Raw genomic sequence first — 23174 nt, 5'->3', positions numbered from 1 at the left:
TATGTCCGGGGATACGGGGGCTGTCTTACCCCCTACCCTCCGGGCCGAGCACGCCAAACAGAAGAGAACCCACCAGAAGGTGACATCTTCCATACGTCCGACCGATACCGATCATGCGTCGGACGGGCTCAGGGGCCGGGACGCGGCGCGTCCCGGCCCCTGGCGTCAGAAGCCCAGCTTGCGCAGCTGCTTCGGATCCCGCTGCCAGTCCTTCGCCACCCGGACGTGCAGGTCGAGGTAGACCCGGGTGCCGAGCAGCTCCTCGATCTGCCGGCGGGCGGTGGTGCCGACGTGCTTGAGCCGGCTCGCCCGGTGGCCGATCACGATCGCCTTCTGGCTGGGGCGCTCGACGTAGACATCGGCGTAGATCTTCATGAGCCGGCCCTCGGGGACCATCTCCTCGACGACCACCGCGATGGAGTGCGGCAGCTCGTCGCGGACGCCCTCCAGGGCGGCCTCCCGGATCAGCTCGGCGACCAGCACCTGCTCCGGGTCGTCGGTGAGCATGTCGTCGGGGTAGAGCTGCGGCGACTCGGGCAGGTAGCCGGTCATCACGTCGACCAGGGTGTCCACCTGGTGCCCGGAGACCGCGCTGACCGGCACCACCTCGGCGAACTCACCCAGCTCGCTGACCGCGAGCAGTTGCTCGGCCAGCCGCTTGCGGTCCACCAGGTCGGTCTTCGTGACCACCGCCAGCACGGTGGCCTTCAGCTCGGCCAGCTCGCCGGTGATGAACCGGTCACCCCGCCCGATCGGCTCGTCCGCCGGGATGCAGAGGCCGATCACGTCGACCTCGCTCCAGGTCTGCCGGACCAGGTCGTTGAGGCGCTCGCCGAGCAGCGTACGGGGGCGGTGCAGGCCCGGGGTGTCGACCAGCACGAGCTGGGACTCCGGGCGGTGCAGGACGGCCCGGATGATGTGCCTGGTCGTCTGCGGCTTGTTCGAGGTGATGGCGATCTTCTGCCCGACGATCGCGTTGGTCAGCGTCGACTTGCCGGCGTTCGGCCGGCCGACGAAACAGGCGAACCCGGCCCGGTAGGGGCGCGGCTGGAGATCGCTCACTCGACCACCGTGCCGAGGACGGACCCGTCCGGGGCGGCCACGTGGATCGGCGCGTCCGCGGCGAGGTCGCGTACCGCCGCGTGCCCCGCGCCGTCCAGCGTCGACGCCTCGGTGACCACCACGGCCGCCTCCAGCCGGGTCGCGCCGGCCGCCACCGCCGAGGCCACCGCGAGCTGGAGCGCGGTGATCGTCAACGACGGCAGCGACACGCTGGCCGCCGCGTACGTCCGACCGTCCTGGTCGCGGACCGCCGCGCCCTCCACGGCGCCCACCCGGCCACGCGCGCCCCGCGCCAGGACGACCAGCTTGCCGTCCTCGGCGCTCAGCTCGACCGGGTCGGACGGGGTGGGCCGGGCGGCCGGTACGGCGGGTGACTCAGGCATCGGCGGGTTGCCTCTCCTCGGATCGGTTCGTGTCGTCCCGGGGCTCGGCGTGCTCGCCACGCCCCGGGCCGTTCTGCGTGTCGGTCGACTCCGCCCGGTTCACCAGCACGGTGTCGATCCGGTTGCGTCGGCCGGTGGTGCCCTCGGCGACCAGCTGGAGCCCGGCGACCTCGGCCTGCGCCCCGGGAATCGGGACCCGGCCCAGGGACTGGGCCAGCAGGCCGCCGACGGTCTCCACCTCGTCGGTGGGGAGGTCGGTGTCGAACAGCTCGCCCAGATCCTCGACCGGGAGCCGCGCGGTCACCCGCACCGCCCCGTCGTCGAGGTGCTCGACCGGCGGGCGCTCGACATCGTACTCGTCGGTGATCTCACCGACGATCTCCTCCAGGATGTCCTCGATGGTGACCAGCCCGCCGGTGCCGCCGTACTCGTCGACGACGATGACCAGGTGGTTGCGGGCGGCCTGCATCTCCGAGAGCAGGTCGTCGACCGGCTTGGACTCGGGCACGAAGGTGGCGGGGCGCATCAGCTCGGCGACCGGGAGCTGCCGGTCCTCCGGGGCACCGCCCTGGGTCCGCCGGATCAGGTCCTTGAGGTAGAGCACGCCGAGCACGTCGTCGACGCTCTCGCCGATGACCGGGATGCGGGAGAAACCGGAGCGCAGGAAGAGCGCCAACGCCTGGGAGAGCGTCTTGCGCTCCTCGATCCACACCATCTCGGTACGCGGCACCATCACCTCCCGGGCGATGGTGTCGCCGAGCGCGAAGACCGAGTGGATCATCTGCCGCTCGCCGTGCTCCACGACACCGCGCTGCTCGGCCAGGTCGACCAGCTCGCGCAGCTCCACCTGGGTGGCGAACGGGCCCTCCCGGAAGCCCCGGCCCGGCGTGACCGCGTTGCCGATCAGGATCAGCAGCGAGGCGAGCGGGTTGAGCGCCCGGCCCAGCCAGCGGACCAGCGGGGCGACGGACCGCCCGACCACGTACGCGTGCTGCCGGCCGATGGTCCGGGGGCCGACCCCGACCACCACGAAGCTGATCACGGTCATCGCGCCGGCGGTGACCAGCGCCGCGCGCCAGCCCGCGCCGAAGGTGTCGACCGCGACCAGCGCCACCAGGGTGGTGGCGGTCAGCTCGGCGAGCAGCCGCAGCAGGAGCAGGAGGTTGAGGTGGCGGACCACGTCCCCGGCGACGGCCTGGAGCGTGCGTGCGCCCCGCGCGCCGTCGCGGGCCAGTTCGGCGGCGCGGGCGGGCGAGACCGCGGCGAGAGCCGCCTCGGTCATGGCGATGAGGCCGGCCAGCACCACCAGGCCGGCCGCGAAGACCAGCAGTTGCAGGTCGGGCAGGCCGGTGGCGGCGGCCGCCAGTGTCGGGGTGGCCATCACCGGGACCGGGTCGACCGCCAGCTCGCCAGCAGCCGGGCCTGGAGAGCGAACATCTCCCGTTCCTCCTCCGGCTCGGCGTGGTCGTAGCCGAGCAGGTGCAGCACCCCGTGCACGGTGAGCAGGTGCAGCTCGTCGGCGGCGGCGTGACCGGCGGTGGCCGCCTGCTTGGCCGCCACCTCCGGGCAGAGCACGATGTCGCCGAGCAGTGCGGGCTCGCCGCCGGCGGCGGACGTCTCACCGGGCCCGTGGTCGACGCTGCCCTCGTCCATGGGGAAGGCGAGCACGTCGGTGGGGCCGTCGCCGCCCATCCACCGGTGGTTGAGCTCGGTCATGTAGTCGATGTCGACCAGCAGCACGGACAGCTCGGCGAGGGGGTTGACCCCCATCTCGTCGAGGGCGTGCCGGGCCACGGCGAGCACGGCGTCGGTGTCGACGTCGACACCCGACTCGTTGGCGATCTCGATGGACAACAGTCTTCCCTCGGTCTAGCGGCGCCGGCCGGCCCGGCCGCCCTGGGCGGACCGCCCCGGCACGGCGTGCACGCTCTGCGCCTGCTGGTTCTCCCGCTCGTCCCAGCGGGCGTACGCGTCGACGATCTCCCCGACCAGCCGGTGGCGGACCACGTCGGAGCTGGAGAGCTCGGCGAAGTGCACGTCCTCCACGTTCTCCAGGATCTCCCGGACCACCCGCAGGCCGCTGGTCGTGCCACCCGGGAGGTCCACCTGGGTGACGTCACCGGTGACGACGATCTTGGAATTGAAGCCGAGCCGGGTGAGGAACATCTTCATCTGCTCGGGCGTGGTGTTCTGCGCCTCGTCGAGGATGATGAACGCGTCATTTAGGGTTCTTCCCCGCATGTATGCCAGCGGCGCGACCTCGATCGTGCCCGCTGCCATCAGCTTGGGGATGGAGTCGGGGTCGAGCATGTCGTGCAGCGCGTCGTAGAGCGGGCGCAGGTAGGGGTCGATCTTCTCGTTGAGCGTGCCGGGCAGGAAGCCGAGCCGCTCGCCCGCCTCGACCGCCGGCCGGGTGAGAATGATCCGGCTGACCTGCTTGGCCTGCAACGCCTGGACGGCCTTCGCCATCGCCAGGTAGGTCTTGCCGGTGCCGGCGGGGCCGATGCCGAAGACGATGGTGTGCGCGTCGATCGCGTCGACGTAGCGCTTCTGCCCCAGCGTCTTGGGACGGATGGTGCGGCCGCGCCGGGAGAGGATGTTGAGCGTCAGGACCTCGGCGGGCCGCTCGGCGCCGCCCTGCTCGAGCATGCCGACGGTACGCCGCACGGCGTCAGTGGTCAGGGTCTCGCCTTTCTCGATGAGTTCCAGCAGCTCGCTGAAGATCCGCTCGGCGAGGGCGTTGTCGGCGGGGGCGCCGGTGATGGTGATCTCGTTGCCCCGGACGTGCACGTCGCTGTCGACCGAGCGCTCGACCAGTCGCAGGATCTCGTCACCCGCGCCGAGCAGGTTGACCATGATCTTGGAATCCGGGACGGTGATCCTGGTCTGCACCCGGGGCGGGCCGGGAGGTGGGGTGCCGGTCATAGGTCGGGCCGAGGGGCCCTGCGCACCTGCTCTCGATCTCGGCGCCGGCCTGCTGGCGCGACGCGCTGACGTTACTGCCATCTTATCTTTCCAACAGCGGTGGCACCCTGCCCATTTCCGCGCGTGGGGCACGAGCGGACCGGTCACCTCTTCCGCGGCCGGGGCGGACCGGACGGAGCGGGTCCTCGGCCCGTCCGGTCGCGCGCGTCAGGAGCCGGCTCGGAAGTCGTACCGCTCGAAGGTCTCCTGGTGCCGGGTGAACCGGTAGGTCGCCCAGTGCATCCGCACCACCGTGCCGTGCTCGTCCCGGGTCAGCCGGAGCAGCTCCCCCGCCTCCCGGCCGGAGACCGTGCGGAACACGTCCGGCCGGTCCGGCAGCGCGACGAAGACCGACGGCGGCTTGCCGGCCGGATCGTCCGCGCCCCGGGCCCGCAGCTCGCCGTCGTGCCAGGAGAAGACGTACTCGAAACCCTCCCCCCACCAGCGGCCGAGCAGCCCGCGTACGCCCTCGGGGGCGGGCGGGCCCGGCTGCCACGGTGTGACGTCGGCGGGGTCGTGCTCGACCGCGGCGGCCAGCAGCCGGTGCGGCAGGTCGAGGACCTCGCCGGCGGTGCCGGAGGAGCCCAGCACCGCGACGCCCATCGCGCCGGGGGTGCCTTCCCCGCCCCGCCGTCCGTAGACGCTGGCCAGGAAGCCGGGCATCGCGCCGTAGTGCCCGACGTGCATGATCCGTTCGCCCTGCGGCACCAGGATCAGGCCGAGCCCGAAGCCGTCGGCCCAGAGCGTCTCGTCGGTGACCGTCGCCGGCCAGCGCATCTCCTCCAGCGTGGCCGGGGCGAGCACCGCGCCGGCCGGGTCCAGCGCCGCCGGGTCGGCGAGGAAGGCCGCCCAGCGGGCCATGTCGGAGGCGGTGCTCCAGAGCTGCGCCGCCGGGCCGACCGCCCCGAAGTCGGTCGGCGGCTCGGGGCGTGCCTCGTCGGAGTAGGCGTCGACCAGGAACCCCGTCGCGGCGTGCGGCCCGGGTTCCGTCGAGGTCCCGGCCAGCCCCAGCGGGGTCAGCACCCGCTCGGCGAGCACCTCCGCCCAGGTGCCGCCCCGCAGGTGGCCGACGAGCCGGCCGAGCAGCGCCATGCCGAGGTTCGAGTAGTGGTAGCGGCGGCCCGGGGGCAGCACCCGCTCGGCCCGGGCCAGGTCGGCGACCAGCCCGTCGGCGTCCGGCATGCGCAGGGTGTCCCAGACGTCGCCGTACGGCTCGCGTTGCAGGCCGGCGGTGTGCGACAGCAGCCGGCGCACCGTCAGCTCGCCGTGGGCCGGCGGGTCCAGGTGTCGGCCCAGCGGGTCGTCGAGGTCCAGCAGGCCGTCGTCGCGGCACTGGAGGGTCAGCACGGCGGTGAGCGTCTTCGTGACCGACCCGATCCGGAACCGGGTGCCCGGCCCCAGCTCGGTGTCGTTGCCGGTCCCGCCGACGGCGCACGTCCAGAGCGGGCGGTCCGCCCGGTGCAGGGCCGCCGACACCGCCGGCACCCGGGCCTGCGCCTGGACCGTCCGGACCATCCGCGACAGGCGGTCGTCGACCACCGTCACGCGAGGTTCCGGGCCAGCATCGGGCCCAGCGGCGCCCCGCCGAGCACGTGCGCGTGCACGTGGAAGACCTCCTGGCCGCCGTACGCGCCGGTGTTGAACATCAGCCGGAAGCCGTCGCCGAGCAGTCCCTCGTCCTCGGCCACGGCGGCGGCTGTGGCGAGCACCTCCCCGGCCAGCGCCGCATCGCCCTGGGCGAGCGCCGCCACGTCGGCGTAGTGCTCCTTCGGGATGACCAGCACGTGCACCGGCGCCTTCGGGTCGATGTCACGGAAGGCGAGCGTGGTGGCGGTTTCCCGGACGATCGTGGCCGGGATCTCCCCGGCGACGATGCGGCAGAAGAGGCAGTCGGTTCCCATGCGGGGCAGTGTAAGGAAGGGCACCTGTCAACGCCTTCGGTAGCGGAAGGGTCCCTTCCTCGCACCGGGGGTAGGCCAGGCATGATGGCCGGCGTGACTTCACGGGCGGTACTGGTGACGGGGGCCTCGCGCGGCATCGGGCGGGCGGTGGCGACCGCGTTCGCGGCAGGCGGCGACCGGGTGGCGATCCACCACCGGGACTCGGCGGAACTGGCCGAGGGGCTGCGCGCCGAACTGCCCGGCGAGGGGCACGTCGTGGTCCGCGCCGACCTCACCGACCCGGACGCCGTACGGGCCATGGTCGACGAGGCGGCCGGCCTGCTCGGCGGGCTCGACGTGCTGGTCAACAACGCCGGCGTGTACGGCGAGCGGGACGCCCCGCACCCGGTCTTCGGCGCCTCCTACGAGCAGTGGCGCGCGCAGTGGCGGCAGGTGCTGGAGACCAACCTGACCGGCGCGGGCAACGTCATCTGGTGCGCCGCGCAGCACATGCGCGACCGGGGCGGCCGGATCGTCAACGTCTCCTCCCGGGGTGCCTTCCGGGGCGAGCCGGAGCAGCCGGCGTACGGGGCGAGCAAGGCGGGGCTGAACGCGCTGGGACAGTCGCTGGCGGTGGCCCTCGCCCCGTACGGCATCACGATCGCGACGGTCGCCCCGGGCTTCGTGGAGACCGACATGACCACCGGACACCTGAGCGGGGAGCGGGGCGCCGCGATCCGGGCGCAGAGCCCGTTCAACCGGGTGGCCCGCCCCGAGGAGATCGCGGCCGCCGTGCACTGGCTCGCCTCACCGCAGGCGGAGTGGGCCTCCGGCACCATCGTCGACCTCAACGGCGCCTCCTACCTGCGCAGCTGACCGGCTTCGTTCCTCAACGAACTCCCAGCGTGGCGGGGGTGACGGTGGGCAGTGCCGGGGTAAGGGTTGCCGGCATGACGGACAGCGTGCTGGACCTCACCGACGACTACCAGGTGGTCGACGGTCACGACGACGATCCCGTACTGCTGCGCCCGGACGGCAGCCCGGTGGACACCTGGCGGGAGGACTACCCGTACGACGAGCGCATGGAGCGCACGGAGTACGACCACCACAAGCGGCTGCTCCAGATCGAGCTGCTGAAGCTCCAGGACTGGATCCGGGAGTCCGGTGAGCGGCTCGTGATCCTCTTCGAGGGGCGCGACGCGGCCGGCAAGGGCGGGACGATCAAGCGCTTCATGGAGCACCTCAATCCGCGCGGCGCGTCGGTGGTGGCCCTCGCCAAGCCGAACGAGCGGGAGTCCACCCAGTGGTACTTCCAGCGGTGGCTCGGGCACCTGCCGGCGGCCGGCGAGATCGTGCTGTTCGACCGGTCCTGGTACAACCGCGCCGGGGTGGAGCGGGTGATGGGCTTCTGCACCCGCAAGGAGTACCTCGAGTTCCTCCGCCAGGCCCCCGAACTGGAGAGGATGCTGGTGCGCTCGGGCATCCGCCTGGTCAAGTTCTGGTTCTCGGTGTCCCAGAACGAACAGCGCACCCGGTTCGCCGTCCGCCAGGTGGACCCGGTGCGGCAGTGGAAGCTCTCCGACATGGACATCGCCTCCCTCGACAAGTGGGACGAGTACACCGAGGCCAAGGAGGCGATGTTCTTCTACACCGACACCGCCGACGCACCGTGGACGGTGCTGAAGAGCAACGACAAGAAGCGGGCCCGGATCGAGGCGATGCGCCACGTACTGAGCCGCTTCGACTACTACGACAAGGACCACGAGGTGGTCGGCGTACCGGACCCGCTGATCATCGGCCCGGCCGGGCTGGACCTGGACCCGGAGGAGCAGACGGTGCACGTCTTTCCCAGGCTCTGACCCCCGCCGGACGCGCGCCCCGACCACGCTGGCCGAAATGCCCTGGCCAGCGACGGTCAAGGACGAGGCCCGCACCGCTGGTGACCGACCCGTCGGGCCGCGGCCTCCGGGCCGGAGGTCACCGTCGTCGCGGTCAGCCCACAGCAGGGTACGAAAGGATCTGTCCTGTATCGAATACAGGCTGGCTCACGATTCAGTGCAGCCGGAGTGTCCGGCGCACCGTGACGACGAGCAGGACGACAGCGCCGCCGACCAGCAGGAGGGCCTGGAGCGACTGGAACAACCAGAATCGACTGGCTGGATGGACGTCGAAGGCCGCCTGGTATCCCTTGGCGAGCAGGCAGTCTTGTTCGGCGAGTTCGGCCCGGCTCGACGACGGGTCGACGCCGGCGGCGGGTGGGCACACGCTGGACAGCGAGCCGTCCACCACCCGGCCGTCCGGGGCCACCCGCATCTCGGCGACGATGACGTCCCCGTTGGCGATGAGAGCGTCCCGGCTCACGCCGACCTGCCGGTCCGGCTTGGCGTAGAGGTCGTGACTGACGATGACCGCAGGGATGGCAACGGCGATCACCGCCACGGTGACCGCCATGGCCGGCACGGTGCGGCGCAGGATGGCGCTGGCGGCGGCGCCGACTGCGAATGCGAAGAGCCACCACGCGGCAGGCGCGAGGCCGACGATGTTGAACTTGCCGGGGTTGGTGAAGGAGGAGTCAGGGAAGGCACCCTCGAACACCGCGTTCCACCGACCGACCATCACCGCCAGGGCTGCCCCGGCGACCACGACGGCCACGCACAGCAGGCCGAGCTTGGCGAGGATCCAGCGTAGCGTCGTCACGGACTGGGTCCAGGCCATGCGGAACGTGCCGCGCTCCATCTCCCGAGCCACGAGGGGCGCGCCCCAGAAGGCACCGATCAGTGCCGGTCCCACCAGGGGCAGGTAGCCGAAGACCTGGTAGACGGCGTGGTAACGGTCGAACATCCCGCGGTTGAAGTCGTGACACACCGGCGACGATCCCGGGCAGCCGTCGGGAGCGTGGCCTGCCGCCCACGAGGTGGCTTCGAGGGCGGAGACCAGGAGTATCCCGCCGAGCAGAATCAACGCCCCGAACGTGACCAGCAGCTGGGCGCGGTGCTGACGGTAGGTCAGCCAGACCATCTTGCTCTCCTTCTCAGTTCGCCCGGACGATGTTGGGGCGGGGCAGCGCTGCGGCGTCGGGGTCACGCAGGTAGGTCAGGACGAGGTCCTCGAGGGACAGGGGACGTTCGGTCCACCGCTGGTCCGCAACGGCACCGGCGCCGCGGACCAGCATCGTGGCCTGCCGGCCGGTGCTGCTACGGGCGACGACGGGCAACTGGGCGGCCACCGCCTCGGCGCTGTCCGCCGGGCCGGTCAGTAGCCGGTGCTCGGAGAGCAGGTCGTCGATGTCCCCGCTGACCTGCACACGGCCGCCGTTGAGAACGACCAACCAGTCGCAGGTGCCCGCAAGGTCGGGCACCACGTGCGAGGAGAGCAGGACGGTCATGCCCGTCTCCGCCACGGCGGACATCAGGCTGCTCGTCACGTCGTGTCGGGCCAGGGGGTCCAGGTCGGCGAGCGGCTCGTCCAGCACCAGCAGGTCGGGCCGCTTGGCGATCGCCAGGGTGAGCGCCACCTGGGTCTGCTGGCCGCCGGAGAGCCTCGCCACCCGCCGGTCGAGCGGGATCCTCAACTCGTCGAGCCTGCCGCGGGCCAGGTCGTCGTCCCAGTTCGGATTCATCACCCGGCCGAACCGCATCATCTCCGCGACGGTGAAACCGTCGTAGAGAGGCTTCTCCTGGGCCAGGAACGCGATCCGGGACAGCGCGGCGCCGTCGCGTCCCACCGTCGTGCCGAAGACGCGGACCGACCCCCGAGTGGGTTGCAGCAATCCGACGATCATGTGGAGGAAGGTCGTCTTGCCCGCTCCGTTGGGGCCGACCAGCGCGGCGACCCGACCGGCCGGTACGGCCACCGAACACTCGCGCAGCGCCCAGGTACGGCGGTACTGCTTGCCGAGCCCGGTCGCCTCCAGCGCATTGCCCTCCCGTCGCGCATGGGCCGGATGCTCCTCCGGAGACCTGCCCAGTCCTGGCATGTTCACGACCACCGCATCCTCACTCGTCCTCACGCCGACCGCCGGAACGAATCCATCAACACCGACGCGAACAGCGCCTCCACGTCCTCCTGGTCCAGGCCGGCGCGGCGGGCCTGGCCGACCCAGGCGGACAGCTGGGCGGCGAGTCGGGCCTGCTCACCCGCGTCGGCGGTCCGCAGCGACCGACGGACGAACGTGCCCTGCCCCGGGCGGCCGATGGCGAGGCCCTCCCGCTCGAGCTCCCGGTATGCCTTGAGCACCGTGTTGGGGTTGATCGCCAACCGCGCCACCACCTCCTTGGCGGTGGGAAGCTTGTCGCCGGGTTGAAGAACCCCTAGCCGGAGCGCGTGTTTCACCTGGTGGACGAGCTGTAGATAGGTGGAGACCCCGGACCCACGATCCAGATGGAACTCGATCAACTCCGCCCCCTTTCACTATTTCAATAGTGAAAGGGTGAAGGCGTGAGGGGGCCCTGTCAAGCCACTCCGACGGATCGGCAGTGACTCGCCGCGATCACGCGGGCGTGACGCCGCCGCCGACCACCGGAATGCGCGACAGCCCTGGCACGATGGCGGTGCTGCGGCGCTGAGCCCCCGAGGCGTTCACGTCGCCGCCGCGAGCGGCCCGGCGCACGGGGATGAGCACAGCTCCGGAAGGAACCCGATGCGGCTGCGGCGTACCGACGGTCACCAGTGGCCGAGGCGGGTGGCCAGGACACTGAGGGCAGCCACCCCGGCGGTCGACGTACGCAGCACCGAGGGCCCCAGGCGCACCGGCCGGGCGCCGGCCTCGGCGAAGGCGGTCAGCTCGGCCGGGGCGATGCCGCCCTCCGGGCCGACGACCAGCACGATCTCACCGGCGGCGGGCAGCTCGACGGTGGTCAGCCGCTCCCGCGCCTCCTCGTGCAGGACGAACGTCGCGGCGGCGCCCGCGATCCGGCGGGCCACCGTCGCGGTGGACTCGTCGGGGGCGCCGGCCACCACCGGCAGCCACGACCGGCGGGCCTGCTTCGCCGCCTCGCGGGCCGTCGCCACCCACTTCTCCCGGGCCCGGGCGCCCCGGTCGCCGCGCCACTGCGCCACCGAGCGGGACGCCGCCCAGGGCACGATCTCGTCCACCCCGACCTCGGTCATCGCCTGCACGGCCAGCTCGCCCCGGTCGCCCTTGGCGATGCCCTGCACCACGACGAGCCGGGGGACGGCCGCGTCGACGTACCCCCGGGAGATGACGTCGAGTTCGAGGCTGCCCCGGCCGACGGCCGTGACCACCGCGGACGCGGTCCCGCCCCGGCCGTCGGCGAGCAGGAGTTCCTCGCCGACGCGCAGCCGTTGCACCGTGGCGGCGTGGTGCCCCTCGGGGCCGCCCAGGGTGAGCTGGTCGGCGGTGGGCAGCGACTCGACCAGGAACAGCGGCGCGGACACGACGATCAGGCTAGCCGCCCCGGCGGACGCCGGGGCGGTCAGGCCGCTCAGGCGTGGCCGTTGAAGGCGTCGCGCATCCGGGAGAAGAAGCCGCCCTGCTTGGTGAGCTCGGCGACCTCCTCGCCCCGGGTCTTGGCGAAGTCGCGCAGCATCTTCTCCTGGTCGGCGTCGAGCTTGGTGGGGGTGCGCACGTCGAGGTGGACGTAGAGGTCACCCCGGCCGGTGCCACGCAGGTGCGGCACACCCCGGGCGCGCAGCCGCAGCGTGCTGCCCGGCTGGGTGCCGGCCTTGACGTCGACCGTCTCCTCGCTGTCCAGCGTCTTGATGGTCAGCCGGGTGCCGAGGGCCGCCGCGGTCATCGGCACCGTGACGCGGCAGTGCAGGTCGTCGCCCTTGCGGGAGTAGACGTCGTGCGGCCGCTCGTGGATCTCCACGTAGAGGTCGCCGGCCGTGCCGCCGCCCGGGCCGACCTCACCCTGCTGGGCGAGGCGGATGCGCATGCCGTCCTCGACACCGGCCGGGATCTTGACGGTCAGCGAACGGCGGGTGCGGACGCGGCCGTCGCCGGCGCAGGTCGGGCACGGGTGCGGGATGGTGGTGCCGTAGCCCTGGCAGACCGTGCACGGCCGGGCGGAGACCACCTGGCCGAGGAAGGTGCGCTGCACGGACTGCACCTCGCCCCGGCCGGCGCACGCCTCACAGGTGGCCAGGTGGGTGCCGGCCGCCGTGCCGGCGCCGGAGCAGGTGGTGCAGAGCACGGCGGTGTCGACGGTGATCGGCGCCTCGACGCCGAACGCGGTCTCGTGCAGGTCCAGCTCCAGCCGCAGGATCGCGTCGGCGCCGGGCCGGGTACGCGGTCGCGGACCCCGCGAACCGCCGGCCGCGCCGCCGAAGAACGCGTCCATGATGTCCTGGAAGCCGACGAACGGTCCGGCGCCGCCGGGGCCGCCCGGGCCACCCGCACCCCCGCCCCCGGGGGCGAGCGGGTCACCGCCCAGGTCGACGATCTGCCGTTTCCGGTCGTCCGAGAGGACCTCGTACGCGGCGTTGATGTCCTTGAACTTCTCCTGGGCCTCCGGATCCGGATTCACGTCCGGGTGGAACTGCCGCGCCAGCTTGCGGTAGGCGCGCTTGATCTCGTCGTCGGAGGCTTCCCGGCTCACGCCGAGAATGCCGTAGTAGTCCCTGGCCACTGCGTTCCGTGTCCTCATGTTCGTCTCGCGTTGCGCCGGTCGGCGGCCGGAGCCGGCCGTCGGCCCTGACTGGTCAGTTCTGGGCCAGCAGCTCGCCCACGTAGCGTGCCACGGCCCGCACCGTGGCGATGGTGCCGGGGTAGTCCATCCGGGTCGGCCCCAGCACGCCGAGGCCGCCGACGCTGGTCGCGCCCGGCCCGTAGCCGGTGCTGACCACCGAGGCGGCGCGCAGGTTGTCGATCTCGTTCTCGTCGCCGATCAGCACCCGCGTCGTGCTCGGCTCCGCCTCGCCGATGAGCTTGAGCATGACGACCTCCTCCTCCAGCGCCTCCAGGATGGGGCGCAGGGAGCCCTGGAAGTCGAGCAGGCCGCCGCGGGTGAGGTTGGCCGTCCCGGCCAGCGCGATCCGCTCCTCGTGCCGCTCGATCAGCGTCTCCAGCAGCACGGTGGAGAGGGTGGTCATGGCCGGGCGCAGGTGGGGCACCGACTCCTCGACGAGCGCCTGCACCAGCGGCGGGGTCTCCGACAGCCGGGTGCCGACCAGCTTCTCGTTGACCAGCCGGCGCAGGTCCGTGACGTCGTCGGCGGGGATCGGCGCGGGCAGCTCGACCAGCCGCTGCTCGACCCGGCCGGTGTCGGCGATCATGACCAGCATCAGCCGGGTGGTGGAGATCGGCACCAGCTCCAGGTGACGCACCGAGGAACGGGCCAGGCTCGGGTACTGCACGACGGCGACCTGCCGGGTGAGTTGCGCCAGCAGCCGGACGGTGCGGTGCACCACGTCGTCGAGGTCGACGGCGCCGACCAGGAAACGCTCGATCGCCCGGCGCTCGGCCGGGCTGAGCGGCTTCACCCGGGACAGCCGGTCCACGAAGAGCCGGTAGCCCCGGTCGGTGGGCACCCGGCCGGCACTGGTGTGCGGCTGGCGGATGTAGCCCTCCTCCTCCAGCACGGCCATGTCGTTGCGGACGGTCGCCGGTGAGACCCCCAGCTGGTGCCGCTCGACAAGCGCCTTGCTGCCAACGGGCTCCTGCGTGGCGACGTAGTCCTCGACGATCGCGCGCAGCACGGCGAGCTTGCGGTCGTCGAGACCCATCCTCCCCACCTCCTGTCGCACGTCGGCCCCGGCACTCGGGGGGCCGGGGCGGGCTGCTGGCACTCGACTGTAGCGAGTGCCAGTCTACGTCGGCGGGGCCGCCCGCGCGATGATCGACCTGGGGTGATCAGTCCGATCGGCGACCGCGCGGGCCCACCCGACGCCCCCGTGGGGCCGGTGTTCCGGGCGTCCCGGCCGGTCGCGCTGGTGCCGCCTTGCCGGCTGCCCCTACCGTGACCTTCATGACTGAACCACCTCGCCCTCCCGGAGCGGGGGACCCCGGCTTCCCGCCGGACCCGACCGCCCCGTCGGGGGTTCCCGGCCCCGCCGGCTCCGGCGACCCCACCGCACCACTGTCCGGGGCACCGGGCCCGGGCAGCCATCCTCCACCCGGTGGCTATCCGCCGCCCACCGGTGACCAGCCGCCGTCGGGCGGCTACCCTCCGCCCGGCGACTACCCACCGCCCGGTGGCTACGGACCGCCCGGCGACTACCCGCCGCCCGGCGGCTACGGACCGCCCGGCGGCTACGGAGCGCCGGGGGCCGGCTATCCGGCCGGTGGCGGCTACGGGCCACCGACGGGCGGCTACGCCAGCAACGAGGACAAGAACTGGGCCCTGATCGCCCACTTCGGCGGCGCGGCCGGCGTGATCGTCGGCGGCGGCATGCTCGGCTGGCTGGCGCCGCTCATCGCGCTGATGGTCCGGGGGCAGCAGTCGCCGACCGCCCGGGCGCACGCCGCCGCGGCGCTGAACTTCCAGCTCACCTGGACGATCGTCGGGGTGCTGAGCTGGGTGGTCACGCTGATCACCTGCGGGGTGCTGTTCTTCGTCCCCATGCTCGTCTCGCTGGTGCCGCTGATCTTCGGCATCATCGGCGGGCTCAAGGCCAACGAGGGCGTGCTCTACCGCTACCCGCTGACCTACACCTTCACCAAGTGACCCGGGTCGGCCGCTCCCCCGGCCGGCCCCGGCACGCGGCTCAGGGCAGCAGGTCGCGGACGACCGCGTCGGCGAGCAGCCGGCCCCGCAGGGTCAGCACGGCCCGGCCGGCCGCGTGCTCGTCGGCGGCCAGCAGCCCGTCGGCGAGGGCCCGCGCGGCGCCGGCCCGACCGGCGTCGTCGAGGGCGTCCAGGGGCAGCCCGGAGGCGAGGCGCAGCCGGAGCATGACGTCCTCCATGTGCGCCTCGTCGGCCGTGAGCACCTCGCGGGCCAGGCCGGGCGACTCGCCGCCGGCGAGCCGCTTCGCGTACGTCGTGGGGTGCTTGACGTTCCACCAGCGCACGCCGCCGACGTGGCTGTGCGCCCCCGGGCCGAGGCCCCACCAGTCGGCGCCGGTCCAGTAGAGCAGGTTGTGCCGGCACCGGGCCGCCTCGTCGCGGGCCCAGTTCGACACCTCGTACCAGGAGAGGCCGGCCGCGCCGAGGGCGGCCTCCGCGGCGAGGTAGCGGTCCGCGGCGACGTCGTCGGAGGGGTACGGCAGCTCGCCGCGCCGCATCCGGGCGGCCAGCCGCGTGCCGTCCTCCACGATCAGGGCGTACGCGCTGACGTGGTCCACCCCGGCGGCGACGACCTGGTCGAGGGAGGCGGCGAAGTCCGCCTCGGTCTCCCCCGGCGTGCCGTAGATCAGGTCCAGGTTGACGTGGTCGAACCCGGCGTCGCGGGCCTCGCGGGCGGCGGCGACGGCCCGGCCGGCGCTGTGCGTGCGGTCGAGGATCGCCAGCACCCCCGGCGCGGCGGACTGCATGCCCAGCGAGATCCGGGTGTAGCCGGCGGCCCGCAGCGCCTTCAGCGACTCGGGCGTGACCGATTCCGGATTGGCCTCGGTGGTCACCTCGGCGCCGGGCGCGAGCCCCCAGGTGCGGTCGATGCCGTCGAGGATCCGCGCCAGGTCGTCGGCGGGGAGCAGGGTCGGGGTGCCGCCGCCGACGAAGACCGTGTCCACCCGGGGCGGGGGCGCGTCGCCCAGCACCCGGCGGGCGAGCGCCAGCTCGGCCAGCACGGTGTCGGCGTAGTCCTCCCGGCCCGCCCCGCCGCCCAGTTCGGCGGCCGTGTACGTGTTGAAGTCGCAGTAGCCGCAGCGGCTGGCGCAGAACGGCACGTGCACGTACACGCCGAAGCCGCGCGCGCCGACGGCTCGGGTGGCGGTGGCGGGCAGCGAGCCGTCGACGGGGACGGTTTCGCCTTCTGGAAGGACGCCGGGCATGGCCACTAGTGTGCCCGGCATGACCTCTCCAGACGTGCTCGTGCGGGTCGCCACGGCCCGTGGGGTGACCACCCTCACCCTGGACAGCCCGCACAATCGCAACGCGCTCTCCACGCCGCTGATGACCCAGCTGCTGGCCGGCCTCGCCGAGGCGGTCGCCGACGACGCCGTACGCGTGGTCGTGCTCGACCACGGGGGCCCGGTCTTCTGTTCCGGCGCCGACCTGAAGGAGACGGCCGCCGCGTACGCCAGCGGGAGCGTGCCGGCCGGGATGCTCGGCGACGTGCTCGCGGCGGTCTGGGAGTGCCCGAAGCCGGTGGTGGCGAAGGTGGCCGGCCCGGCCCGGGCGGGCGGCCTCGGTCTCATCGCGGCGGCCGACCTGGCGGTGTGCGCGCGGGAGGCGACGTTCGCCTTCACCGAGGTGCGGATCGGCGTGGTGCCGGCGGTCATCTCCGCGACCGTGCTGCCCCGCCTGCACCCCCGCGCGGCGGCCGAGCTCTACCTGACCGGCGACACCTTCGACGGCCGGCGGGCGGCCGAGATCGGCCTGGTCACCGTCGCCGTGCCGGCGGACGGACTGGACGCGGCGGTTGCGGGGTACTGCGACTCTCTGGTGCGGGGGGCACCGGGCGCGCTGGCCGGGGCGAAGCAGCTGTTGCGCCGGCCGCCCGCCACGGACCTGCGGGCGGAGATCGCCGACCTGTCCACCCTCTCGACCGGGTACTTCCTGTCGGAGGAGGGACGCGAGGGCGTCCTGGCGTTTCGGGAGAAGCGGCCGGCGCGCTGGGTGCCCGCCGACGGCGACGCGGGCGCCGACCGGTGACACCGGGCCGGGGCGGGGGTGTGGCCGCGCGGTGAGCGGGGACTGCGGGTTGCGTCCCGGCGGCCCGCCGGGGCGTCCGCCCGGCGGGCCGGTGCCACGCCCGGCGCTCTTGGAGAACCGGTCGGACGACCCGGAAGGCACCACGAGGGACGTACGCTTGTCGGACTGTCGATCAGGGGGTGTGGGTGCGTACTCGGGCAGTCGTGGCGGGCGGTGTCGTCCTCGTCGTCCTCGTCGCGGTCGGGATCTGGATCGTCATCCGGCAGATGGGCGGGCAGCTGCGCCTTCCCCTGGCCAGCCGGACCTGCACGGTGCAGGCGGACGGCCGGGTGGCGCTGGACCCCGACCAGATGGCCAACGCGGCGACGATCGCGGCCATCGGCATCCAGCGGAAGATGCCCGAGCGGGCCGTCGTCGTGGCGCTGGCCACCGCCTACCAGGAATCCGGCCTGCGCAACCTCGCGGGCGGCGACCGCGACTCGGTCGGGCTGTTCCAGCAGCGCCCCAGCCAGGGGTGGGGCACCCCGGAGCAGATCCGCGACCCCCGCTACGCGGCCAGGAAGTTCTACGCCGGGCTGAAGAAGGTGCGCGGCTGGGAGCAGATGCGGGTCACCGACGCGGCGCAGAAGGTGCAGCGCTCGGCCTTCCCGGAGGCGTACGAGAAGTGGGCCGACGAGTCCGAGGTGCTGACCCGGGCCCTGGTCGGGCACGCCACCGGCGCGGTCGCCTGCACGGTGGGCCGCGACCCGGCGATGCGCGGCGAGGCCGCGGCGACCGCGCTGACCCGCGGCCTGTCGTTGGACTGGGGCCTGGCCGGCGCGACCACCGCGGCGGACCTGACGGGCCTGACGGTCCCGGCCGCCGACGAGCTGCGGGGCTGGCGGTACGCGCACTGGCTGGTCTCGCACGCCCAGGACCACGGCGTGAAGCGGGTGCGCTTCGGCGACCTGGAGTGGACGGCCCGCGACGGCACCTGGAACCGGACCGACGACACGCCGGCCACCGGGCGGGTCGTCGCGGAGGTCTTCGCCGAGGCGTAGTGGCCCCCGATCTCCTTACCGGCAGTCACCGCATAAACCGGCATTACCGGCGATAACTCTCGCCACGCCACCCGGCTCTGACAGATCGTCACCGCGCCGCTCCCCACAGTCCGGACAACGGTCGCATATCGTGCTGGGCAGTACCCCGCCCCGAAACCAGCGGGTTACGATCGGCGGCCTGTGCCAGCAATGGTTTCGCCTCATGGGGAGGGGTACGTCGAAGTGTTCGACTACGGCGACCGGACCGGTTACGAACCGATCAGTGACACCGACCGCAAGGAGTTCCACGAGCAGGGCTTCCTCCTGCTGCGCAACGTCCTGACGGAGGACCACCGGGCGGCGCTGGAGGCGGCGGTGGACCGCGTCTACGCCGAGGAGAAGGCGAAGGGCACCACCACCAAGGACGGCACCCTGCACCTGTTGGGCTTCCTGGAGCGCGACGAGCTCTTCGGCGACCTGCTGACCCACCCGATCGCCTTCCCGTACATGTGGGGCCTGGCCGGCTGGAACATCTACACCCACCACAACCACCTGGACGTCACCCCGCCGGCGGCGGAGCCGGAGAAGCCCTACTGGGGGTGGCACCAGGACGGCTACCGGCAGAACTCCGACCCGGAGACGATGGACCCGAACCTGCCCCGGCCGATGTTCTCGCTCAAGGTGGCCTACGTCCTCTCCGACCTGTCGGAGAACGGCCGGGGCGCCACCAAGGTGATCCCGGGCAGCCACCTGTGGAACTCGCTGCCCCGCCCGGCGGACACCTCCGTGCACAACCCGGACCCGGAGGGCACGGTGGAGATCACCGCCAACCCCGGTGACGCCTTCATCTTCGACCGCCGCCAGTGGCACTCGCGGTCCACCAACCTGTCGACCATCACCCGCAAGATGCTCTTCGTCGGCTACACCTACCGGTGGATCCGACCGCTGGACGAGCTGCACATCGACAAGGACGGCGAGTGGTGGGCCAACCGCACGCCGGTGCAGCGCCAGCTCTGCGGTGAGGGCACCCACACCGCCAACTACTGGGGCATCAACTGGGACGGCTACATCGACGACGAGATCCCGCTGCGCAAGGAGCTCAAGCAGCGCGGCCTGCTCGACCGCAACGTGCCCTGGCTGCGCTGAGCCGGTCACCCGGCGCGCGCCGAGCCGACGTCGGACGGGCCCCCTCCCCCACGGGACGGGGCCCGTTCCCGTTCACCCGCCCGCCGTCAGCTCCGGCCGGCGAGCCGGCGGCGCACCTTCTCCCGGACCCCGTCTGGCAGGTCGGGCGCGTCGAGCAGCCGGGGCAGCAGCTCAGGCTCCAGGCTCAGGGCCCGGAACACCTCGCCGATCGTCACCCCGTGCGCGGGCCGGTCCACCACCTCGACCGGGTCCCCCGCGCCGACCTCCCCCTCGCGCAGCACCCGCAGGTACGCCCCGGGCGTCGCCCGTACCGTGAACCGTTTGATCAGGTCGGGTACGCCCCAGAAGCCGGCGAAGGTGGTGCACGGCGTGCGCGGCTTGGTCACCTGGAGCAGCGCGGACCCGACCGCCCACTGCTCGCCGATCACGGCCCCCGTCACGTCCACCGCGTACGTGGTCAGGTTCTCCCCGAAGCCGCCGGGGCGGATGCTGCGGCCCATCTCCCCCGCCCACCAGGACGCGTCCTCCTCGGCGTACGCGTAGACCGCCTGCTCCGGACCGCCGTGGTGGGCGCGTTCGCCGATGAAGTCGCCGGCCACCCCGTCCACGCGCAGCAGCACCGGGCCGCCGACGGGCCGCTTGTCGATGCCGCTGCGGCCGCTCGCGTCGCCCGCCCATTCCGCCTCGGTCACGCCGCCGAGGTTCACCGAAGCCAGCCTGCCCGTCATGGCGGTCAGCCTAGCCCGCTGCCGAACGCCCCCGACAGGCGAAGGAAGGGCCCTCGTACACGAGGGCCCTTCCTTGCACTGCGCGTTTGGAGCCGGCCAGGGCCGGCTCCTCCCCGTGCGGGGGGTCAGCCCTTGACGGCGCCGGCCACCAGCCCGGAGACCATCCGCCGTTGCACCAGCAGGAAGAAGATGATCACCGGCAGGGTGAACAGCGTGGACGCGGCCATCACCGGGCCCCAGGCGGTGTCGTCGCGGCCGAAGAAGAACGTCATCGCGACCGGCAGGGTGTAGCTCTCCTGGTCGTTGATGAAGGTCAGCGCGAAGATCAGCTCGTTCCAGGCGGTGATGAACGAGAAGATGCTCGTCGCCACCAGGCCGGGCGCCACCAGCGGGAAGAGGACCTTGCGGAAGATCTGCGCCCGGCTGGCCCCGTCGATGGCGGCGGCCTCCTCCAGTTCCTTGGGCACCGCGGCGACGAAGCCGCGCAGCATCCACACCGCGAACGGCAGCGAGAAGCCGAGGTAGGTGAGGATCAGGCTCGGCAGGGTGTTGTAGAGCCCGAGCCGCTGGATCATCAGGAACAGCGGGATGACCAGCGCCTCCAGCGGGATCATCTGCACTATCAGCAGCATGATCAGGAAGGTGGTCCGCAGCTTGAACCGGAACCGGGCCACGGCGGTGGCGGCCAGCAGCGCCACCAGACCGCTGAGCACCACGGTGGCGACCGCCACCAGCGCGCTGTTGAGGAAGAAGTCGCCGAAGGTGACGCCCGGGATCAGGTTGCCGGTGAGGATCTGCCGGTAGTGCTCCAGGGTCGGCTCGGTGGGCACCGGCCGGGGAGTGGACGAGAAGATCTCCGAACTCGGCTTCAGCGAGGTCGCGATCATCCAGTAGACCGGGAACGCGGCGAAGAGCGCCACCAGCAGCCCCGCGCCGTTGAGCGCGAGTCGCTTCGCGCCCCCGCCGCCTCCGCGTCGGGTCACGCGTCCTCCTCCTGCTTGAGCACCATGCGGACGTAGAGGCCGGTCACCACCAGCAGGATCAGGGTGAGGATCACCGCGATCGCGGCGCCGAGACCGTACTTCGGCGGGGGTGAGAACGCCTCGGCGTACGAGTAGATGGAGAGCATGAACGTCGGCCGGTCCTGCGTGCCGCCGGCCAGCACGAACTGCTGGGTGAAGACCTTGAAGTCCCAGATCGTGGAGAGCACGATCAGGATCCCGAAGACCGGCCGCAGCAGCGGGAAGGTGATCTTCCAGAACACCTTCCACGGTCCGGCTCCGTCGACCCGGGCCGCCTCGTGCAGCTCACTCGGCACGCTCTTCAGCCCGGCGAGCACGCTGACCGCGATGAACGGGAACGAGTGCCAGACCACCACCAGCGTCAGGATCGAGAAGAACAGCAGCGGCGAGTTGAACCAGCCGTAGCCCGTCCAGTCGCTGCGCCCGAAGAGGCTCTGCGACAGCCCGTCGGGCAGCGCGTTGAACAACCAGGTGACCAGGCCGCTGGTGTCGTCGAAGATCCATTTCCAGACGATCGTGCCGGTCAGCGCCGGGGTGGCCCAGGCGAGCATCACGCAGCTGGCCACGAAGGCGGCCATCTTCTTGCCGAGCCGGTTGAGCAGCAGCCCGACCAGGGTGCCCAGGATCATCGTGAGCACGACGTTGGCCACCGCGAAGAGCACGGTGTTGCGCAGCACCGTCAGGAAGAACGGATCGCTGAGGATCTCGGCGTAGTTGCCGAAGCCCACCCACGGCCACTCACGGTCGCCGCGCAACTGTCGGACGTTGTTGAGCTGGTGGAAGGACATCACCACCACCTGGCCGAGCGGCCAGAGCAGCAGCACGCCGATGATCACCAGGCAGGGCAGGAGCAGCAGGTAGGGCAGGCGGTCCACCCGGCGACGCCGCCGCGCGGGGGTCTCCCGCGCGGCGGCCGTCTCCGGCGCCTCGGTCAGCGTGGTCACTTGGCGTTGAGGATGCTTTCCATCTCCGCGGCCGCGTCGGCGGTAGCCTTCTCGACCGTCTTCTGACCCTTCATGACCGAGCTGTTCATCGCCTGGGTCACCGTCTTGGTCCGGCTGACCTCCACCCACTTCGGGGTGAGCGGCGTGAGCTTGGTGTTCTGCATCGTGGTGGCGAACGCCGACATGATCTTGTCGTTGGCGTACTTGTCGCCGCCGACCAGGTCCTTGTAGACCGGGAAGAAGCCGAGGCTGTCGGCGAAGGCCTGGTCGTTCTTCTTGTTCACCAGCACGGTCAGGTAGTCCCAGGCGAGATCCTGCCGCTCGCTGTCCTTCCAGATCGCGACGTCGGAGCCGCCGGCGAAGCCGGGTGCCGCCTTGCCGTCGGGGCCGGGGATCGGGAACGTACCCCAGACCTTCTCGATCTCCGGGTTGTCCTTCTTGATGGCGCCCTGCTGCCAGCTGCCGCCGAAGGCCATCGCCGCCTTGCCGGTGGCGAACTGGGTCCGGGCGTCGATCTCGTTCCAGCCCGCGGCGGCCGGCGGGGCCACCTTGTGCACGGTCACCAGGTCCGTCCAGAACTTGACGGCCTTCTGCGCCTCGGGCGTGTTGTAGCCGGACTTCCAGGAGTCGCCCTGCTGCGTGGCGATCTCCGCGCCGGCGCCCCACAGGAACGAGTAGAACGGCAGCTCGGAGTTGCCCGGCAGTGCGATGCCGTAGGTGCCCGGCTTCTTGGCCTGCACGGTCTTGGCGGCGGCGACCAGCTCGTCCCAGTTGGTCGGCGGCTTGACGCCCGCCTCGGCGAACCAGTCGGCGCGGTAGTACATCCCCCGGACACCGGCGTACCACGGGACGCCGTACTGCTTGCCGTCGAGCTGGGCGTTCTTGACCAGGTCGGGGAGGAGGTCCTTGCCCTCGGTCCAGCCGTTCATCCGGTCGGTCACGTCGGCCAGCGCCTCCTGCGCCGCCCAGCCCTGGGTCTCGGTGTTGCCCAGCTCGGTGATGTCCGGCCCCTCGCCACCGGCGAGCGCGGCCTGGAACTTCTTCGGCGCCTCGAGCCAGGGGATGTACTGGACCACCACGTCCGTGTCCGGGTGCTTCTGCCGGAACTCGGTCTCGACGCCGTCGAGGAACTTGGTCTGCGCCTCGCTGCCCTCGCCCATCATCCAGACCGTCAGCTTGCTGTTGTCGGCGGCCTTGTCGTCATCCGAGCCACCGCAACCGGCCAGGACCATCGCGGCCGAGGCCACGACGGCGGTGACCGGGGCCAGCCGCTTCCACCTGTTCACGCCACATCTCCCTCGCGCCGCTTGGC

The 23174-nt window shown here is 72.2% G+C and carries 24 protein-coding genes; 6 read left to right on the top strand and 18 right to left on the bottom strand.

Annotated features, from left to right (window positions below; genetic code table 11):
* Positions 1–165 precede the first annotated feature (165 nt).
* From era to F6X68_RS03155, 7 genes are all read right to left on the bottom strand, one after another.
* On the bottom strand, positions 166–1062 hold the full coding sequence (gene era, locus F6X68_RS03185) for a GTPase Era (RefSeq protein ID WP_151452825.1): 897 nt from the start codon (positions 1060–1062) through the stop codon (positions 166–168).
* Positions 1059–1445, bottom strand: a complete 387-nt coding sequence (locus F6X68_RS03180) for a cytidine deaminase (RefSeq protein WP_101412356.1) — start codon at positions 1443–1445, stop codon at positions 1059–1061. Before F6X68_RS03180 ends, era begins: the two co-directional genes overlap by 4 nt.
* Positions 1438–2850 carry a hemolysin family protein gene (locus F6X68_RS03175; RefSeq protein ID WP_151452824.1) on the bottom strand — a complete coding sequence of 471 codons (1413 nt, stop codon included), beginning with the start codon at positions 2848–2850 and terminating at the stop codon, positions 1438–1440. The genes F6X68_RS03180 and F6X68_RS03175 overlap by 8 nt, the downstream gene beginning before the upstream one ends.
* A complete protein-coding gene (gene ybeY / locus F6X68_RS03170) occupies positions 2826–3299 on the bottom strand; it encodes an rRNA maturation RNase YbeY (RefSeq protein ID WP_132240405.1) in 474 nt (157 codons plus the stop codon). The genes F6X68_RS03175 and ybeY overlap by 25 nt, the downstream gene beginning before the upstream one ends.
* 15 nt (positions 3300–3314) lie before the next feature.
* The gene (locus F6X68_RS03165; protein ID WP_151452823.1) at positions 3315–4370 is read right to left on the bottom strand and encodes a PhoH family protein; all 1056 of its coding nucleotides are present in this window, start codon (positions 4368–4370) and stop codon (positions 3315–3317) included.
* Positions 4371–4577: 207 nt separating this feature from the next.
* Positions 4578–5954: a serine hydrolase gene (locus F6X68_RS03160; protein ID WP_151452822.1), complete on the bottom strand. Its 1377-nt coding sequence runs from the start codon at positions 5952–5954 to the stop codon at positions 4578–4580.
* On the bottom strand, positions 5951–6310 hold the full coding sequence (locus F6X68_RS03155; protein WP_151452821.1) for a histidine triad nucleotide-binding protein: 360 nt from the start codon (positions 6308–6310) through the stop codon (positions 5951–5953). Before F6X68_RS03155 ends, F6X68_RS03160 begins: the two co-directional genes overlap by 4 nt.
* Before the next feature lie 93 nt (positions 6311–6403).
* Between F6X68_RS03155 and F6X68_RS03150 the strand changes: the two genes are divergently transcribed.
* Positions 6404–7165, top strand: a complete 762-nt coding sequence (locus tag F6X68_RS03150; protein WP_151452820.1) for an SDR family NAD(P)-dependent oxidoreductase — start codon at positions 6404–6406, stop codon at positions 7163–7165.
* 74 nt (positions 7166–7239) lie between these two features.
* On the top strand, positions 7240–8148 hold the full coding sequence (gene ppk2, locus F6X68_RS03145) for a polyphosphate kinase 2 (RefSeq protein WP_151452819.1): 909 nt from the start codon (positions 7240–7242) through the stop codon (positions 8146–8148).
* A gap of 193 nt (positions 8149–8341) precedes the next feature.
* On the opposite strand, the gene F6X68_RS03140 is transcribed toward ppk2, so the two are convergent.
* From F6X68_RS03140 to hrcA, 6 genes are all read right to left on the bottom strand, one after another.
* Positions 8342–9307, bottom strand: a complete 966-nt coding sequence (locus tag F6X68_RS03140; protein WP_151452818.1) for an ABC transporter permease subunit — start codon at positions 9305–9307, stop codon at positions 8342–8344.
* Positions 9308–9320: 13 nt separating this feature from the next.
* Positions 9321–10265, bottom strand: a complete 945-nt coding sequence (locus F6X68_RS03135; RefSeq protein ID WP_151452837.1) for an ABC transporter ATP-binding protein — start codon at positions 10263–10265, stop codon at positions 9321–9323.
* 29 nt (positions 10266–10294) lie between these two features.
* Entirely contained in the window at positions 10295–10684 is a 390-nt protein-coding gene (locus F6X68_RS03130) for a GntR family transcriptional regulator (RefSeq protein WP_151452817.1), read from the bottom strand.
* Positions 10685–10951: 267 nt separating this feature from the next.
* Positions 10952–11686, bottom strand: a complete 735-nt coding sequence (locus tag F6X68_RS03125) for a 16S rRNA (uracil(1498)-N(3))-methyltransferase (protein WP_151452816.1) — start codon at positions 11684–11686, stop codon at positions 10952–10954.
* A gap of 47 nt (positions 11687–11733) precedes the next feature.
* Positions 11734–12879 carry a molecular chaperone DnaJ gene (dnaJ, locus tag F6X68_RS03120; RefSeq protein WP_192581261.1) on the bottom strand — a complete coding sequence of 382 codons (1146 nt, stop codon included), beginning with the start codon at positions 12877–12879 and terminating at the stop codon, positions 11734–11736.
* A 73-nt stretch (positions 12880–12952) separates the two neighbouring features.
* Positions 12953–13975, bottom strand: coding sequence for a heat-inducible transcriptional repressor HrcA (gene hrcA, locus F6X68_RS03115; RefSeq protein ID WP_151452815.1), 1023 nt, complete (start codon positions 13973–13975; stop codon positions 12953–12955).
* Positions 13976–14217: 242 nt separating this feature from the next.
* On the opposite strand from hrcA, the gene F6X68_RS03110 reads away from it, so the two are divergent.
* The gene (locus F6X68_RS03110; protein WP_151452814.1) at positions 14218–14916 is read left to right on the top strand and encodes a DUF4870 domain-containing protein; all 699 of its coding nucleotides are present in this window, start codon (positions 14218–14220) and stop codon (positions 14914–14916) included.
* 40 nt (positions 14917–14956) lie between these two features.
* Here F6X68_RS03110 and hemW read toward each other — a convergent pair whose 3' ends face one another.
* On the bottom strand, positions 14957–16180 hold the full coding sequence (gene hemW / locus F6X68_RS03105; RefSeq protein WP_192581260.1) for a radical SAM family heme chaperone HemW: 1224 nt from the start codon (positions 16178–16180) through the stop codon (positions 14957–14959).
* Between the two features lie 19 nt (positions 16181–16199).
* On the opposite strand from hemW, the gene F6X68_RS03100 reads away from it, so the two are divergent.
* The 3 genes from F6X68_RS03100 to F6X68_RS03090 all read left to right on the top strand — a co-directional run bounded on the left by F6X68_RS03100 (position 16200) and on the right by F6X68_RS03090 (position 19168).
* The gene (locus F6X68_RS03100) at positions 16200–17003 is read left to right on the top strand and encodes an enoyl-CoA hydratase-related protein (protein WP_151452812.1); all 804 of its coding nucleotides are present in this window, start codon (positions 16200–16202) and stop codon (positions 17001–17003) included.
* Between the two features lie 179 nt (positions 17004–17182).
* The gene (locus tag F6X68_RS03095) at positions 17183–18043 is read left to right on the top strand and encodes a hypothetical protein (RefSeq protein WP_192581257.1); all 861 of its coding nucleotides are present in this window, start codon (positions 17183–17185) and stop codon (positions 18041–18043) included.
* 189 nt (positions 18044–18232) lie between these two features.
* On the top strand, positions 18233–19168 hold the full coding sequence (locus F6X68_RS03090; RefSeq protein ID WP_151452836.1) for a phytanoyl-CoA dioxygenase family protein: 936 nt from the start codon (positions 18233–18235) through the stop codon (positions 19166–19168).
* Positions 19169–19254: 86 nt separating this feature from the next.
* Here the strand turns inward: F6X68_RS03090 and F6X68_RS03085 are convergent, their stop codons facing one another.
* The 4 genes from F6X68_RS03085 to F6X68_RS03070 all read right to left on the bottom strand — a co-directional run bounded on the left by F6X68_RS03085 (position 19255) and on the right by F6X68_RS03070 (position 23148).
* Positions 19255–19896, bottom strand: coding sequence for an MOSC domain-containing protein (locus tag F6X68_RS03085; protein ID WP_151452810.1), 642 nt, complete (start codon positions 19894–19896; stop codon positions 19255–19257).
* A 125-nt stretch (positions 19897–20021) separates the two neighbouring features.
* A complete protein-coding gene (locus F6X68_RS03080; RefSeq protein ID WP_151452809.1) occupies positions 20022–20879 on the bottom strand; it encodes a carbohydrate ABC transporter permease in 858 nt (285 codons plus the stop codon).
* On the bottom strand, positions 20876–21862 hold the full coding sequence (locus tag F6X68_RS03075) for a carbohydrate ABC transporter permease (RefSeq protein ID WP_151452808.1): 987 nt from the start codon (positions 21860–21862) through the stop codon (positions 20876–20878). Before F6X68_RS03075 ends, F6X68_RS03080 begins: the two co-directional genes overlap by 4 nt.
* Positions 21859–23148, bottom strand: coding sequence for a sugar ABC transporter substrate-binding protein (locus F6X68_RS03070; RefSeq protein WP_151452807.1), 1290 nt, complete (start codon positions 23146–23148; stop codon positions 21859–21861). Before F6X68_RS03070 ends, F6X68_RS03075 begins: the two co-directional genes overlap by 4 nt.
* Positions 23149–23174: the final 26 nt, after the last annotated feature.

This window comes from Micromonospora sp. AMSO12t, from assembly GCF_008806585.1.
GTDB lineage: Bacteria > Actinomycetota > Actinomycetes > Mycobacteriales > Micromonosporaceae > Micromonospora > Micromonospora reichwaldensis.
Note: the sequence above shows the minus strand (reverse complement) of the source record. Positions and strands in the feature narration are given on the sequence as shown.

Coding starts and splice junctions, on each gene's coding strand:
- F6X68_RS03180 (WP_101412356.1), bottom strand. CDS start 1,445: ATGCCTGAGTCACCCGCCGTACCGGCCGCCCGGCCCACCCCGTCCGAC.
- F6X68_RS03165 (WP_151452823.1), bottom strand. CDS start 4,370: ATGACCGGCACCCCACCTCCCGGCCCGCCCCGGGTGCAGACCAGGATC.
- F6X68_RS03155 (WP_151452821.1), bottom strand. CDS start 6,310: ATGGGAACCGACTGCCTCTTCTGCCGCATCGTCGCCGGGGAGATCCCG.
- ppk2 (WP_151452819.1), top strand. CDS start 7,240: ATGACGGACAGCGTGCTGGACCTCACCGACGACTACCAGGTGGTCGAC.
- F6X68_RS03140 (WP_151452818.1), bottom strand. CDS start 9,307: ATGGTCTGGCTGACCTACCGTCAGCACCGCGCCCAGCTGCTGGTCACG.
- F6X68_RS03135 (WP_151452837.1), bottom strand. CDS start 10,265: ATGCCAGGACTGGGCAGGTCTCCGGAGGAGCATCCGGCCCATGCGCGA.
- hrcA (WP_151452815.1), bottom strand. CDS start 13,975: ATGGGTCTCGACGACCGCAAGCTCGCCGTGCTGCGCGCGATCGTCGAG.
- F6X68_RS03110 (WP_151452814.1), top strand. CDS start 14,218: ATGACTGAACCACCTCGCCCTCCCGGAGCGGGGGACCCCGGCTTCCCG.
- hemW (WP_192581260.1), bottom strand. CDS start 16,180: ATGCCCGGCGTCCTTCCAGAAGGCGAAACCGTCCCCGTCGACGGCTCG.
- F6X68_RS03100 (WP_151452812.1), top strand. CDS start 16,200: ATGACCTCTCCAGACGTGCTCGTGCGGGTCGCCACGGCCCGTGGGGTG.
- F6X68_RS03090 (WP_151452836.1), top strand. CDS start 18,233: ATGGTTTCGCCTCATGGGGAGGGGTACGTCGAAGTGTTCGACTACGGC.
- F6X68_RS03085 (WP_151452810.1), bottom strand. CDS start 19,896: ATGACGGGCAGGCTGGCTTCGGTGAACCTCGGCGGCGTGACCGAGGCG.